The sequence below is a fragment of the Thiohalocapsa sp. genome (assembly GCF_022340605.1).
Classification (GTDB): domain Bacteria; phylum Pseudomonadota; class Gammaproteobacteria; order Chromatiales; family Chromatiaceae; genus Thiohalocapsa.
This window is the reverse complement of the sequence record NZ_JAJDNQ010000147.1, coordinates 49,086-63,171: the sequence shown is the minus strand read 5'-3', so window position 1 is coordinate 63,171 and position 14,086 is coordinate 49,086. Positions and strand designations below refer to the sequence as shown.

Annotated in this window: 12 protein-coding genes; 11 read left to right on the top strand and 1 reads right to left on the bottom strand. The window is 69.5% G+C overall.

Annotated features, from left to right (window positions below; genetic code table 11):
• Nucleotides 1-134: 134 nt before the first annotated feature.
• The gene (gene queG, locus LJE69_RS18545) at nt 135-1,190 is read right to left on the bottom strand and encodes a tRNA epoxyqueuosine(34) reductase QueG (protein ID WP_296927553.1); all 1,056 of its coding nucleotides are present in this window, start codon (nt 1,188-1,190) and stop codon (nt 135-137) included.
• Between the two features lie 112 nt (nt 1,191-1,302).
• Here queG and LJE69_RS18540 point away from each other — a divergent pair, with 112 nt between their 5' ends.
• From LJE69_RS18540 to LJE69_RS18490, 11 genes are all read left to right on the top strand, one after another.
• On the top strand, nt 1,303-2,817 hold the full coding sequence (locus LJE69_RS18540; RefSeq protein ID WP_296927533.1) for an NAD(P)H-hydrate dehydratase: 1,515 nt from the start codon (nt 1,303-1,305) through the stop codon (nt 2,815-2,817).
• Between the two features lie 79 nt (nt 2,818-2,896).
• The gene (tsaE, locus tag LJE69_RS18535; RefSeq protein WP_296927552.1) at nt 2,897-3,358 is read left to right on the top strand and encodes a tRNA (adenosine(37)-N6)-threonylcarbamoyltransferase complex ATPase subunit type 1 TsaE; all 462 of its coding nucleotides are present in this window, start codon (nt 2,897-2,899) and stop codon (nt 3,356-3,358) included.
• Nucleotides 3,359-3,551: 193 nt separating this feature from the next.
• Nucleotides 3,552-4,952, top strand: a complete 1,401-nt coding sequence (locus LJE69_RS18530; protein WP_296927532.1) for an N-acetylmuramoyl-L-alanine amidase — start codon at nt 3,552-3,554, stop codon at nt 4,950-4,952.
• 111 nt (nt 4,953-5,063) lie between these two features.
• Nucleotides 5,064-6,932 carry a DNA mismatch repair endonuclease MutL gene (gene mutL / locus LJE69_RS18525; RefSeq protein WP_296927531.1) on the top strand — a complete coding sequence of 623 codons (1,869 nt, stop codon included), beginning with the start codon at nt 5,064-5,066 and terminating at the stop codon, nt 6,930-6,932.
• An 84-nt stretch (nt 6,933-7,016) separates the two neighbouring features.
• A complete protein-coding gene (gene miaA, locus LJE69_RS18520; protein ID WP_296927551.1) occupies nt 7,017-7,943 on the top strand; it encodes a tRNA (adenosine(37)-N6)-dimethylallyltransferase MiaA in 927 nt (308 codons plus the stop codon).
• Between the two features lie 183 nt (nt 7,944-8,126).
• The gene (gene hfq, locus LJE69_RS18515; protein ID WP_296927530.1) at nt 8,127-8,378 is read left to right on the top strand and encodes an RNA chaperone Hfq; all 252 of its coding nucleotides are present in this window, start codon (nt 8,127-8,129) and stop codon (nt 8,376-8,378) included.
• A gap of 225 nt (nt 8,379-8,603) precedes the next feature.
• A complete protein-coding gene (gene hflX / locus LJE69_RS18510; protein ID WP_296927529.1) occupies nt 8,604-9,977 on the top strand; it encodes a ribosome rescue GTPase HflX in 1,374 nt (457 codons plus the stop codon).
• Nucleotides 9,978-10,230: 253 nt separating this feature from the next.
• Complete coding sequence (gene hflK / locus LJE69_RS18505; RefSeq protein ID WP_296927528.1) at nt 10,231-11,388, top strand: FtsH protease activity modulator HflK; 1,158 nt, start codon at nt 10,231-10,233, stop codon at nt 11,386-11,388.
• Nucleotides 11,388-12,359, top strand: a complete 972-nt coding sequence (hflC, locus tag LJE69_RS18500) for a protease modulator HflC (protein ID WP_296927527.1) — start codon at nt 11,388-11,390, stop codon at nt 12,357-12,359. The genes hflK and hflC overlap by 1 nt, the downstream gene beginning before the upstream one ends.
• 258 nt (nt 12,360-12,617) lie before the next feature.
• A complete protein-coding gene (locus LJE69_RS18495; protein WP_296927525.1) occupies nt 12,618-12,803 on the top strand; it encodes a DUF2065 domain-containing protein in 186 nt (61 codons plus the stop codon).
• A 34-nt stretch (nt 12,804-12,837) separates the two neighbouring features.
• Complete coding sequence (locus LJE69_RS18490) at nt 12,838-14,040, top strand: ATP phosphoribosyltransferase regulatory subunit (protein ID WP_296927524.1); 1,203 nt, start codon at nt 12,838-12,840, stop codon at nt 14,038-14,040.
• Nucleotides 14,041-14,086 lie beyond the last annotated feature (46 nt).

The window sequence follows — 14,086 nt, the reverse complement described above, 5'->3', positions numbered from 1 at the left end:
CAAAGGTGCGAGTGGTTGGGGTGGGTATGGAGTGCGGAGTGCGCGGACGGCCGTCCGGCGCTGGCTTCGCGCGACACAGCAACGCGGGTGACAGCCCAACCTTGGCTCGCCACAGGCTGGTATCAGCCTGTCGGTTACCCTCCCAGGGCAGCCAATGCCCAGCGCACGTGCTCGCGCACCAGCAGGCTCGGGTGGTCCGCGCGGGCGTTTAGGGCGTCGCGCACGACGGGTGAGGAGTCGGAATTACCGAGCGCCACGGCGATGTTTCTGAGCCAGCGCTCCTGCCCGATGCGGCGGATGGCGGTGCCTTCGGTGCGCTTGAGGAATTCATCCTCGTCCCAGGCGAAGAGCGTGAGCAGGGTGGCGGTGTCGAGGCCGTTTCTCGGCAGGAAGTCGGTCTCTTCGGTCTGGTGGGCGAAGCGGTTCCAGGGGCAGATGAGCTGGCAGTCGTCGCAGCCGTAGATGCGGTTGCCCATGCGGGCGCGCAGCGGCTCAGGGATGGGGCCGGGGTGCTCGATGGTGAGGTAGGAGATGCACAGCCGCGCGTCCAGCACGTAGGGCGCGACGATGGCGTCCGTCGGGCAGATGTCGATGCAGGCCTTGCAGCGCCCGCAGTGGTCCTCGGCGGGCGGGTCGGCGGGCAGCGGCAGGTCGCAGTAGATCTCGCCCAGAAAGAACCAGGAGCCGCCCCGGGTGTTGATGAGGTTGGTGTGCTTGCCGATCCAGCCGAGCCCGGCCTTCTGCGCCAGTGGCTTCTCCATGACCGGCGCGGAGTCCACGAAGACGCGGTAGCCGAAGGCGCCTACTTGCGCCTCGATGCGCCTGGCGAGCCGCCGCAGGCGCTGGCGCAGCACCTTGTGGTAGTCGCGGCCCAGTGCATAGCGGGAGACGAAGGCCTGTGCCGGGTCCGCGAGCGCCCGCTCGATGTTCGCCTGGTATTCCGGCAAGTAGTCCATGCGTGCGGAGATGATTCGGAGCGTGCCCGGGACCAGCTCCGCGGGCCGGGTGCGCTTGCTGCCGTGGTGGGCGAGCCAGTGCATCTCGCCGTGCATGTCGCGGCCGAGCCAGTGCGCGAGATGCTGCTCGGCGGTGGCGAGGTCGCAATCGGTGATGCCCACCTGCTGAAAGCCGAGCTCCGCGCCCCAAGCCTTGATGGCACGCGCGAGCCGCGCGGCCTCGGCGGACGGGATCTGCCGCGGATGTAATATCGGGGGCGATTCGCACACTTGGCTTGCCTTGGCTTCGCTCACGTTGCGCTGCGACAGGATCTTCCCTTATCCAGACCCTAATTTGCGACATCCCATGCCAGAAAGAAAACCCCTGCCGTATGCGCTTTATCGCGCCGCCCAGGTGCGCGCGCTGGACCGCTGTGCCATCGAGCGCCATGGCATCCCCGCTGCCGAGCTGATGCAGCGCGCCGGGGCTGCGGCCTGCCGCGTGCTGCGTGCGCGCTGGCCGAAGGCGCGCCGGGTGGTCGTGCTCGCCGGTGCCGGCAACAACGGCGGCGACGGCTATGTGTTGGCGGCCGAGGCGCTCGCGGCCGGACTCTCCGTGCGGTTGTTGCAGCTCGGCGACCACGACAAGCTATCCGCCGAGAGCGCCGAGGCCGCCACCGGCTTCGCGCGCCAGGGCGGCGTCGCCGAGCCCTACCAGGGCGTGCCGGCGGATGCCGACGTCATCGTCGATGGTCTGCTCGGCACCGGCCTCACCCGGGAGGTCACCGGGCGGTGGGCGGCGGCCATCGATGCGATCAATGCGGCCCGCGCGCCGGTGTTGGCGCTGGACATCCCGTCGGGACTGGACGCCGACACCGGCCGGGTGCACGGCACGGCCGTCCGCGCCGATGCAACCATCAGCTTCATCGCCCTCAAGCAGGGGCACTTCACCGGCCGCGGCCAGGCGATCTGCGGCGAGATCCATTTCGACGGTCTCGACGTGCCGCCGGCCATCTACGGCACCGAGGTGCTCTCCGCGCGCCGGGTGGACTGGCACAAGGAGCGCGAGCTGCTGCCGGACCGGCCGCGCGATGCACACAAGGGCGTAGCGGGTCGCGTGCTCATCGTGGGTGGTGCTCCCGGCACCTCCGGCGCGCCCCGGCTCTCCGGCGAGGCCGCGTTGCGGACGGGTGCCGGGCTGGTGACGGTGGCGACGCACCCGACGCACGCGTCCCTGCTCAATCTGACGCGGCCGGAGCTGATGGTGCACGGCGTCGATGGCCCGGATCAGCTCAGGCCGTTGGTGTCGCGGGTGGATGCCGTCGCCATCGGTCCGGGGCTCGGCACCGACGACTGGGGCCGCGCCCTGCTGGACGCGGTGCTGGCGCTGGATGTGCCGCTGGTGGTGGACGCTGACGGGCTGAACCTGCTGGCCCAAGACGCCCAAAGCGGGAGCCCGCGGCGGCGCGACGACTGGATACTGACCCCGCACCCGGGCGAGGCCGCAAGGCTGCTCGGCAGCAGCATCGCCGACGTGGAGCAGGACCGCTTCGCCGCCGTCGCCGCGCTGCAGCAGCGCTATGGCGGCACCGCGCTGCTGAAGGGTGCCGGCACTATCGTGCACGGCCCGGCGCGGCGCCCGCCCGCCGTGTGCAGCGATGGCACCCCCGCCATGGCGAGCGCCGGCATGGGCGACACGCTCACCGGCATCTTGGTTGCGTTGATAGGGCAGGGGCTGGAGCCTGAGCAGGCGGCCACGACGGGCGTCTGTCTGCATGCGGCGGCCGGCGTTCTGGCCGCCGGCGGCGCGGATCGCGGCATGCTCGCCGGTGATCTGATGAGCGTCCTGCCACTGCTTTACGCCGAGCGCCGGCAGCGCTGATGCAGTGACGGCCGTTATCGAGCGTTTCGCACCGGATGAGGCCGCCCAGCTTGCCTGGGGGGCGGCACTCGGGGCGCTGCTGTGCGGGCCTCGGGCAACCGGGCAGGGCAACGGCCCGGGCCTCGCGCGGACCGGCGGGCTCGTGTTTCTGCTCGGCGATCTCGGCGCCGGCAAGACGACCCTTGTGCGCGGGCTGCTGCGTGGCCTCGGCCACCGCGGGTCGGTGCGCAGCCCGACTTACACCCTGGTGGAGAGCTACGACCTGCCCGCGGCCCGGGTCCACCACCTCGATCTCTATCGCATCGCCGACCCCGACGAGCTCGAGTTCCTCGGTATCCGCGACCTGCTGGACGACACCAGCCTGGTGCTGGTGGAGTGGCCCGCGCGCGGCGCCGGCGTGCTGCCGCCGCCGGACCTAAGCGTCCACATCCGGCACCAGCGGGACGGACGGGTGCTCGCGTTCGAGCCCGCTGCCGCCTGGCAGCCGGCGCTGGCGGCGCGCCTGCCGCAGACGCCTCCACCGCCGCCCGCCGCCGACTGAAGCCCCGCGGCGGCCCCCCGGCACGCTTTTCGCGTGGTGCCGAGGCGACAGTGTAATCCCTACAACAAAAGTCGTTGTTCCGTATGAAGAATATGCCGCAAAGGCTGGTGTTCACTTGGAATATTCTTGGGTCGGATGCTATGCTTTATGCAACGTTTCGGTTAGCCACGGGGCGGGGGAACGGGGCTTCGACATGAGTACCGGGCTCAGAGTACTGCTAGCGGTGGTTCTGGGGCTGTCGCTGCTGGGGGCGGTGGATGCGTCGGTCGCGGGGCAGGTGACCGTGCTCGGGGCGCGCATCTGGAGCGCGCCCGATCACACGCGCATCGTCATCGACACCGCGGCGCCGGTGCACCACAAAATCTTCTCGCTCGACCACCCGCAGCGGCTGGTGGTCGACATCCCCGACGCGCGCCTCGTCGGCAAGCTGCCGGCGGCGGATGGCGACGACAGGGTGGTGGCGGCGCTGCGCAGCGGCGTGCGCGAAGGTGACGACCTGCGCGTGGTGCTGGACCTCAAGCAGGCGGTGAGGGTCAAGAGCTTCCTGCTGGAGCCGAACGGCACCTACGGTCATCGGCTGGTTATTGATGTCTCACCCAAGTCGGGCGTCCTGCCGGCGATGGACGTCGCCAGTATCCCGCCGGAGATGACGAGCCGCGCGGCACCGCCGGTCTCCGCGGCGCGACACTTGTCCGTACAGCCCAAGGGCATTCGGGAGCGTGACGTGATCATCGCCGTGGACGCGGGGCACGGCGGTGAGGATCCGGGCGCCTCCGGGCCGTCTGGCACGCATGAGAAGGACGTCACCCTGGCCATCTCCCGCAAGCTCGCCGAGCGCATCAACCGCCAGCGCGGCATGCGCGCGGTGTTGATCCGCGATGGGGACTACTTCATCCCGCTGCGCCAGCGTATCGCCAAGGCGCGCAGGTATCAGGCGGACCTGTTCGTGTCGATCCACGCGGATGCCTTCAGGGATCAGCGCGCCAGGGGCTCATCTGTGTATACGCTGTCCAACGGCGGCGCCACCAGCGAGGCGGCGCGCTGGCTCGCCGAGCGCGAGAACCGCGCCGACCTCATCGGCGGCGTCAACCTCGCCGAGCAAAACGACGTGCTCGCCAGCGTGCTGCTGGACATGACCCAAAACGCCACGCTGGAGCACAGCAGCATCGCCGCGCAGCGGGTGCTGTCCAAGCTCCAGGCGCTGGGCGAAGTGCACCAGACGCACATCCAGCAGGCCGGCTTCGTGGTGCTCAAGTCGCCGGACATTCCGTCCATGCTGGTGGAGACCGCCTTCATCTCCAATCCGCAGGAAGAAAAGCGTCTGCGCAGCGGCAGTTATCAGAGCAAGCTGGCCGATCACCTGGTGCAGGGCATCATCGACTACTTCGAGGAATACCCGCCGCCTGGCACCCGCTTCGCGCGCGAGCCCGGCGCGCGGGATGATGATGAAATGGGGGCGCTGCCGGCGGCGGGCGCCGAGTCCTTCGCCGAGGTGGCGCGCCGCTACGACCTCAAGCTCAGCGCCGTGCGCCTGGTGGATGCTCCCGACCTGATCGACATCGGCGCCTATCGCCGCCGCCCTCCCGGCGGCTGATGGGGGCTGGCGCACCCACGCCGCACTGGGTGACCTTTCTCGAGCGCGGCTTCTGCACGCGTGGCAGGCGTCGGCCGGCCCCACTTGCGGGCCGCCGCCGCTTCTGCTTCCATGCTGGCGATGTCTCCCATCCGCGCGCTGCCGCCGCAACTCATCAACCAGATCGCCGCCGGCGAGGTGATCGAGCGCCCGGCCTCGGTGGTCAAGGAACTGGTGGAGAACAGCCTCGATGCCGGTGCCCGCGCGCTGCGCGTGGACCTGGGGCAGGGCGGTGTCAAGCTGATTCGCGTCACCGACGACGGCGACGGATTGGGTCCCGAGGACTTGCCGCTCGCCGTCTCCCGTCACGCCACCAGCAAAATCGCGAGCCTCGAGGACCTCGACGCCGTCGCGACCCTGGGCTTTCGCGGCGAGGCACTGCCGAGCATCGCCTCCGTCTCGCGCTTCGCCATCACCTCGCGCCGCCGCGGTGACGACCACGGCTGGCGGCTCACCTGCGACGGCAGCGACCGCCATGACCCCGTGCGGCCAGCCCCGCACGACGTCGGCACCAGCGTCGAGGTGCGCGACCTCTTCTATAACGTGCCGGCGCGGCGCAAGTTCCTGCGTGCCGAGAAGACCGAGCTCGGCCACATCGACCAACTGCTGACCCGCTTTGCGCTGGCGCACGGCGACCTGCATCTGCGGCTCACGCACAACGGCCGCGTTTCGCTGGAGTTACCGGCCGCGGACGCGCCGCTGGCGCCGGAGCGCCTGCACCGGCTGCTGGGCGAGTCCTTCCTGAGCCACGCGCTGGCGCTGGACGAGGGCGCGGTGGGTCTGCGCCTGCATGGGCTGGTGGCGAGCCCCGACTTCGCGCGCAGTCAGGGCGACATGCAGTTCTTTTACGTCAACGGCCGGCTGGTGCGGGACAAGGTAATCGCCCACGCGGTGCGTCAGGCGTACCGTGACGTGCTGCACCACGGACGTCACCCGGCTTTCGTGCTGTTCCTGGAGCTCCCGCCACGGCAGGTGGACGTGAACGTGCACCCGGCCAAGCACGAGGTGCGCTTTCGCGAGTCGCGCCAGGTGCACGACTTCATCTTTCGCGCGCTGCACCGGCGGCTTGCCGACGGGCGGCGCGCAGAGCCCGCGGCAACCGGCGCCCAGGCGTCGGCCGGTGGTGGAGCGGCGCCCGCGACGACGCCAGCGGCGGCGCGCGCGCCGAGCCCGGCGCCACCCGCGCCCGGCCGCCTGCCGTTGGGCGTCGCGGAGAGCGCGGGTGGCTACGCGCGTGATGTCCCCGGGCGCGGTGGTGCAGGCGCCGGCGCGCATGTCCTGTGTGCCGGCTTCGCCTTCCAGCAGCCGTCCGGCGATGCGCAGGCGCGGGTGGAGGCAAGCGACGACGCCGGCGAAGTGCCCCCGCTCGGCTTCGCCATCGGCCAGCTCAACGGCATCTATATCCTGGCCGAGGCGCCGGATGGTCTCATCATCGTGGACATGCACGCGGCGCATGAGCGCATCGGCTACGAGCGGCTGAAGCAGGCGGTCCATGGCGAGCGGCTGGTGCGCCAGCCGCTGCTGGTGCCGGTCGCCGTGCACGTGAGCCGGGCGGAGGCCGACCTGGCGGAGCGCCGTGGCGAGCTGTTGCAACGGCTCGGCCTCGGCGTCGATCGCCTCGGCGAGTCCCAACTCGTGGTGCGCGAGCTGCCGGCGCTGCTCGGCGCCGCCGATCCCGAGCAACTGCTGCGTGACGTGCTCGCGGACCTCGCCACGCATGGCGTAAGCGACCGGGTGGAGGGCGCCATCGACGCATTGCTCGCCGGCATGGCCTGTCACGGTGCGGTGCGCGCGAACCGGCGCCTCACCCTCGCCGAGATGAACGCGCTGCTGCGCGACATGGAGCGCACGGAGCGGGCCGACCAGTGCAACCATGGCCGCCCCACCTGGACCCGCGTCTCCAGGCGCGAGCTGGATGGGCTCTTCCTGCGCGGTCGCTGAATGCACGATCTGGACGCCGCCACCGGCGGCCAGGTGGACGCCACGTTGAACGGCACGGCGAGCGGTCCGCCCGTGGTGCTGGTGATGGGGCCGACCGCCGGCGGCAAGACGGACCTCGCGCTGGCGCTGGTGGACGGCCTCGCCGGCGAGGTCGATTGCGACATCGTCAGTGTCGATTCGGCTTTGGTCTACCGCGGCATGGATATCGGCACGGCCAAGCCGTCGGCGGCGGTGCTGGCGCGGTATCCGCATCGGTTGGTGGATATCTGCGACCCGGCGGAGCCGTACTCGGCGGCGCGCTTTCGGACCGATGCGCTCGCCGCCATCGATGACATCCGCGCGCGCGGCAGGCTGCCGCTGCTGGTGGGCGGCACCATGCTCTACGTGCGCGCGCTGCTGCGCGGGCTCTCGCCGCTGCCGCCGGCGGACGCGGCGCTGCGTGTGCACCTCGACGAGCGCGCCGCGGCCCTGGGACCTGGCGGCATGCACCGCTGGCTGACGGACGTGGACCCGGCTTCGGCGGCGCGTATCCACCCGAATGATCCGCAGCGCGTGCAGCGGGCGCTGGAGGTGTATCTCGCTACCGGCCAGCCCATGAGCGTGCTGTGGCGGGAGGCCGGCGCGGGTGGCCTCGGGCTGCCGACACTCAAGCTGGTGCGCTCACCACGGCAGCGTGCGGCATTGCACCGGCGCATCGAGGTGCGCTTCGATGCCATGCTCGCCGCTGGCTTCGCGGACGAGGTGCGGGCGCTGATGGCGCGCGCCGACCTCGGCCCCGACCTGCCGTCCATGCGCTGCGTCGGCTATCGGCAGCTCTGGGAGCACCTGCGCGGCGACTACGACACCGCCGAGATGCGCCGGCGCGCGCTGGCGGCAACCCGCCAGCTCGCCAAGCGCCAGTACACCTGGCTGCGCGCCGAGCCGGACTGCCATTGGCTTTGGGACGATGCGGATCCGCTCGGGCGAGCGCTCGCGCTGGTGCGGCGCAGCCTTGCTGCGGCTCCTGGATAAGACCCGCACCGCGCGGGCACGGGCGCCGTGTCGCATGGGGAAGCACCGATACCTCCGCATGCGCTTTTAGGGCGCCGATACCTTTCCGGATGTGATACGTTTCTTTTTTCAGTGCGTCACGTAAGCAAGCAACGCCGGCTGGGGAACAACCGACCGGTGCACGAGAAGATGGAGTCGCCAACAATGTCCAAGGGCCAGAGCCTGCAAGACCCTTTTCTAAACGCGCTACGCAAAGAGCGGATACCCGTCTCGATCTTCCTGGTGAACGGCATCAAGCTCCAGGGGCAGATCGAGTCCTTCGACCAATTCGTCGTGCTGCTCAAGAACAACGTCAGCCAGATGATCTACAAGCACGCCATCTCCACGGTGGTGCCGGCCCGTAATGTCAAGCTCCCGCTGGCATCGGAGGCGGGCGCGGAGGAGGGCAACAGCTGAGCTCTTCCTGTCACCGACGTCGTCCCTGCGGCGCCCGCGTGTCATTCCCCGATTCGTCGAGCCTGACGGCCTACAGGGGCCTGCCACATCCGGGCTTATCAAGTAGGGCTCGGTCACGGTCCCAGCCCGAAAGCCGGGTGGGCTGCACCGCAGGGTGCGCCGTGCGCGGTCGTGTGGCCGCAATTGCCGTTTGTCCGGGGGCAGCCGCGGGGGTGTTGGCGCATCGTGTTTGACCGACCTTCCAGCGGAGAGCGTGCCGTGTTGGTGCAACTCGCCGTCGGTGGGGAGTTGCCGGCGGACGCGCGTGACGAGCTGCAGCAGCTCGCGGAGGCCGCCGGGGCGACCGTGGTGGGCTTCCTCGGTGGCAGCCGCGTGAGCCCCGACCCGAAGTATTTCATCGGCACCGGCAAGGCCGACGAGCTGAAGGCGCTGGTGGCCGCCGGCGAGGCCGAGCTGGCGATCGTGGACCATGCCCTGAGTCCGGCGCAGGAGCGCAATCTGGAGCGGCTGCTGGAATGCCGCGTCGTGGACCGCAGCGGTCTGATCCTGGACATCTTCGCGCAGCGTGCGCGCTCCTTCGAGGGCAAGCTGCAGGTGGAGCTGGCGCAACTGCGGCATCTTTCCACGCGGCTGGTGCGCGGGTGGACTCACCTGGAGCGGCAGAAGGGCGGCATCGGGCTGCGTGGACCTGGCGAGACCCAGCTCGAGACCGACCGCAGGCTGCTCGGCAAGCGCATCGCCGTGCTCAGGGAGCGCCTCGCGCGCATCGAGGTACAGCGGGGGCAGGGCCGCCGCGCCCGCGAGCGGCACGAGGTGCCGACGGTGGCGTTGGTGGGTTACACCAACGTCGGAAAATCGACGCTGTTCAATCGGCTCACCGACGCCGGTGTGCTGCAGGCGGACCAGCTCTTCGCGACCCTGGACCCGACCCTGCGGCGCCTGCAGCTGCCGGGTGGGCAGGACGCCGTGCTCGCCGACACCGTGGGCTTCATCAGCCAGCTGCCGCACGAGCTGGTGGCGGCCTTCCGCGCCACGCTGGAAGAGACCCGCTCCGCGGACCTGCTGCTGCACGTGGTGGATGCGAATCCGCTGGAGCGGGCGCGGCACATCCGGGATGTCGAGACGGTGCTCGCGGAGATCGGCGCGGACGAGGTCCCGCGCATCATGGTGTACAACAAGATCGACGCCCTCCCGGAGCCGCCCGGAGGGCCGGCGCCGCGGCTGGACCGCGATGCCTCCGGCCGTGTTGAACGGGTCTGGATCTCGGCTGTCACAGGTGCAGGCCTGGATCTACTCACGGCGGCCATCGCCGAGCGCCTGCAGACCGGCAGCATCCGTCAACGCCTGCTGTTGGGACCGGAGGACGGCGCGCTGCGCGCCTGGCTGTTCCGCAATGCCACCATCGAGCACGACTGTCCCACCGAGCTCGGCGGCTGGGAGATGGAGGTCAGCATGCCGCAGGCGCGCTGGTGCCGCGTGCAGGGCGCAAGCGATCGGATGAGCTGCCGAATCCGTGCCATCGCCGAGCCCGCGCATACCGCCGAGCCCGCGCATACGGCCGACCCGGCTGAGCCCAGGGCGGCGGATCTCGTCCGCTGACGGGCGCGGATGGATCGCGATGATGGCATCTGGCCGATGATGGAATCCGGCGCGCGGCGGCGGCCATCCGCGGACAGCACGCGCGCGGCAGTTCCGTGGCGCGCGAGTCCGTGTCGCGTCTTGATATCATCCGCCCCTGGCGGCACCTGCCCCGCCTTGGGGAGCAGAATCCCGCGCAGGACCACAGGCGACACCCAATAGGTGATCCTGGGGTCCGCACCCGAACATCACACTGACGAGCTGCGGAGACATTATGGCTTGGAACGAGCCCGGAGGCGGCGGCAAAGACCCCTGGGGCAACAGCCCGAACAATGCCGGCCCGCCCGATCTCGATGAAATCGTGCGCAAACTGCAGGAGCGCGTCAGTGGCCTGCTGGGTGGCGGCAAGGGCGGCGGTGCCGGCGGCGGAGGCGGCGCGGACATCAGCAGGCGCACCATCGGGATCATTCTGGCGGTGCTGCTCATCGCGTGGCTTTTCACGGGCATCTATATCGTGGACCCGGCCGAGCGCGGTGTCGTCATGCGCTTCGGCGCCTACGCCAAGACCACGGAGCCCGGGCCGCACTGGCACATCCCATACCCGATCGAAACGGTGCAACTGGTGAACGTGGACGAGATCTCGTCCTTCACGCACAAGGCGGCGATGCTGACCAAGGACGAGAACATCGTCGACGTCGAGCTCACCGTGCAATCGCGCATCCAGGACGCCGCCAATTATCTGTTCCAGGACCAGGCGCCGGAGAAGACCCTACGCGATGCCACCGAGACGGTGGTGCGCAAGACCATCGGCGGCAGCAAGCTGGACTTCATCCTCACCGAGGGGCGCAGCGCCATCGCCGCCACCATCCAGGAGCGGGTCCAGGCGCTGCTGAACGGATACAAGACCGGTCTGCTCGTGACCTCGGTCAACATGCAGCCGGCGAAGCCACCGGACGCGGTTAAAGAGGCGTTCGACGACGCCATCAAGGCGCGCGAGGACAAGGAACGGCTGGAGAACCAGGCCGAGGCTTACTCCAATGAGATCCTGCCGCGGGCGCGTGGCGAGGCCGCTCGCATCCTGGCGGACGCCAAGGCGTACCGCGACCGCGTCATCGCCGAAGCGGAAGGCCAGACGGCCCGCTTCTCCGCCGTCCGGACCCAATATGAGAAGGCGCCTGAGGTCACCCGCGAGCGCCTGTATATCGAGACCGTGGAGCGGGTGCTCGGTGCCAACAACACCGTGCTTTTGGACGTGCCCGGCGGCAACAGCCTGATGTACCTGCCGCTGGACCAGCTCATCGGCAAGCCCACGCGGGCGCAGGCGGGCAGCAACAACAAGTCGTCGGCTGACCTGTCTCAGCCCACGACGGTGGGCACGCATTCGCCGGATCTACGCAGCCGCGACGTATCGCGTGAACGGAGGAGCCGTTGATGGACGACTTCAAGAAGATCCTGGTGCCCGTGGCGGTCGCGCTGCTGGTGCTCCTGGTCTACGCCTCGACCTTTACCGTGAAGCAGTACGAGACCGCCATCAAGCTGCGCCTGGGTGAAATCGTCGGCAGCGACTACAAGCCGGGCCTGCATTTCAAGGTGCCGTTGCTGAACAACATCCTGAAATTCGATGCGCGCATCCAGACGCTGGACGCCCGCCCGGGGCGCTTCCTCACCATCGAGAAGAAGGACGTCATCGTCGACTCATACACCAAGTGGCGCATCAGCAATGCGGCGCAGTTCTTCCGCTCTACCGGCGGTGACTCGGCACGCACCGCACGGCTGTTGTCGGAGCGGATCAATACCAGCCTGCGCGACGAGTTCGGCAAGCGCACCATCCAGGAGGTGGTGTCAGAGGACCGCCTGGAACTGATGACCGAGCTGACCAAGCAGATCGATACCCAGGCCTCCGAGCTCGGCGTCGATGTCGTGGACGTGCGGGTCAAGAAGATCGACCTGCCGCCGGAGGTCAGCGAGTCCGTGTACAACCGCATGCGTGCCGAGCGCGAGCGGGTGGCCCGCGACCTGCGCGCGAAGGGCTCCGAGGCCGCCGAGCGTATCCGCGCCGACGCCGACCGCCAGCGCACCGTGATTCTTGCCGACGCCTACCGGGAGGCGGAAGAGACGCGCGGTCAAGGCGATGGGAAGGCGGCGGGGATCTATGCCAAGGCGTACCAGGCGGACCCGGAATTCTATGCCTTCTACCGTAGCCTGAACGCCTACGTGGAATCGTTCGGCAAGGGCGACACCACACTGGTGCTGGCGCCGGACTCGGAGTTCTTTCGCTTCTTCAGCGACAAGGAGGGTAGGTTGAAGGACAGTACCCCTTCCGTGGAGCCCCCGCAGGCTGCGACGGCCGTGCCCGCACCGGGGCTCAGCGCGCGGCTGTCGCCGCCGATGCCCTACGACTGACGGAACGGCCACGGGGTGCACGCCCGCCACCAGGCACCATGTCTGTACAAGGCACCACCGCGCCGCACCCCGGGAGTGCAGGCGTGGTGGGCTCTCTCCAAGGCCAGCGGGCGTCGCTGACTTGATCTGGCCCCTAACGCCTGCCGACCGGCGGGCGTTAGACTTTGCCGACAGCTTTTGTAATGATTCCGCGCCGTCGCCTGGCGCCGGCGCCGCGGTCCGCAGTCTTCGCCGGCCGCGTTCCCCTTGGGATTTCCTATGTGGCATGACCTGCTGGTGGCCGTGGCGCTGCTGTTCGTCATCGAGGGCATGCTGCCCTTCCTGGCGCCTGGGCTTATGCGGCGCTTGCTGCTGGAAGTGGCCCGGCAGGACAACCGCAGCCTGCGGCTGACGGGGTTGTTCAGCATGCTGGCCGGCGTCGCGTTCCTGTACCTGATCAACTGATCCCGACTCCACCTGACGACTTCCCGCGAGCCCCATGAACGAAGAACGCTGGCGCCTGCCGGACGGCATCGACGAGGTGCTGCCGCCGGAGGCGGCGCGGGTGGAAGCCCTGCGCCGCGAACTGCTCGACCTCTACGGAAGTTGGGGCTACGAGCTGGTCATTCCGCCGTTCATCGACTACCTCGACAGCCTCCTCACCGGCACGGGCAGTGATCTCGACTTGCGAACCTTCAAGCTCACGGATCAGGTGAGCGGGCGTCTGCTGGGGGTGCGTGCGGACATGACCCCGCAGGTGGCGCGCATCGACGCCCACCGGCTGCGCCGAGAGGCGCCGACGCGGCTGTGCTATCTGGGGACGGTACTGCACACCCGCTCGGACGGCTTCGCCGGCTCCCGTTCGCCGTTGCAGATCGGCGCGGAGATCTTCGGCCACGACGGGATGGAGAGCGACGTCGAAATCCTGCGTCTGTTCGTCGCGACGCTGGCGGTGGCCGGCATCGACAACGCCTATCTGGACCTGGGCCACGTCGGCATCTTCCGCGGGCTGGCGCGGCAGGCGGGGCTGGATCGGGGGCAGGAGATGGCCCTGTTCGACGCCCTGCAGCGCAAGGCGATTCCAGAGATCCACGAGCTCATCGACCAGGCCGGCGTCGCGCCCGCTGTCGGCGATATGCTGCTGGTGTTGCCGGAGCTGAACGGCGACGACGCGCTGCAACGTGCCGGGCACGCCCTGGCGGCGGCAGATGCCCCGGTGCAGGCGGCACTTGAGCGCCTGCGGCGCGTCGCCGAGGAGACTGCCCGCTGGCTGCCGGCGCTGTCCGTGCACTTCGATCTCGCCGAGCTGCGTGGCTACAACTACAAAACCGGCATCGTTTTTGCCGCTTTTGTTCCAGGGTGGGGATTGGAGATCGGCCGCGGCGGGCGCTACGACAACATCGGCCACGTGTTTGGCCGGGAGCGGCCGGCCGTGGGCTTCAGCACGGACCTGAAGGGTCTGATCGCCCAGGCCGCTCCGCGGGAGGTACCGGCGTCGGCGTCGGCGTCGCCGGTGCTGGCACCGTGGAGCACGGATGCGGCGCTGCAGGCGGCGGTGGCGGAGCTGCGCCGTGCCGGCCGCCGCGTGATCCAACAACTGCCGGGCAGCGCGGCTGAGATCTCCGAGGCAGCAGAAGTGCTGGTCGAGACCGCCGGCGGCTGGACATTGCGCCGCGCCGCGGACGCAACCGACGAGAGCTAGATGCCTCGTGCAGCAACAGGGGCCGGGAGTGGGGTGCAGCGCACCC

Bases quoted from the DNA above. Each gene is read 5' to 3' on its own strand.
- LJE69_RS18540 (WP_296927533.1), top strand. From the start codon at position 1,303: ATGCCAGAAAGAAAACCCCTGCCGTATGCGCTTTATCGCGCCGCCCAG.
- LJE69_RS18530 (WP_296927532.1), top strand. From the start codon at position 3,552: ATGAGTACCGGGCTCAGAGTACTGCTAGCGGTGGTTCTGGGGCTGTCG.
- mutL (WP_296927531.1), top strand. From the start codon at position 5,064: ATGCTGGCGATGTCTCCCATCCGCGCGCTGCCGCCGCAACTCATCAAC.
- miaA (WP_296927551.1), top strand. From the start codon at position 7,017: ATGGGGCCGACCGCCGGCGGCAAGACGGACCTCGCGCTGGCGCTGGTG.
- hfq (WP_296927530.1), top strand. From the start codon at position 8,127: ATGTCCAAGGGCCAGAGCCTGCAAGACCCTTTTCTAAACGCGCTACGC.
- hflK (WP_296927528.1), top strand. From the start codon at position 10,231: ATGGCTTGGAACGAGCCCGGAGGCGGCGGCAAAGACCCCTGGGGCAAC.
- hflC (WP_296927527.1), top strand. From the start codon at position 11,388: ATGGACGACTTCAAGAAGATCCTGGTGCCCGTGGCGGTCGCGCTGCTG.
- LJE69_RS18495 (WP_296927525.1), top strand. From the start codon at position 12,618: ATGTGGCATGACCTGCTGGTGGCCGTGGCGCTGCTGTTCGTCATCGAG.
- LJE69_RS18490 (WP_296927524.1), top strand. From the start codon at position 12,838: ATGAACGAAGAACGCTGGCGCCTGCCGGACGGCATCGACGAGGTGCTG.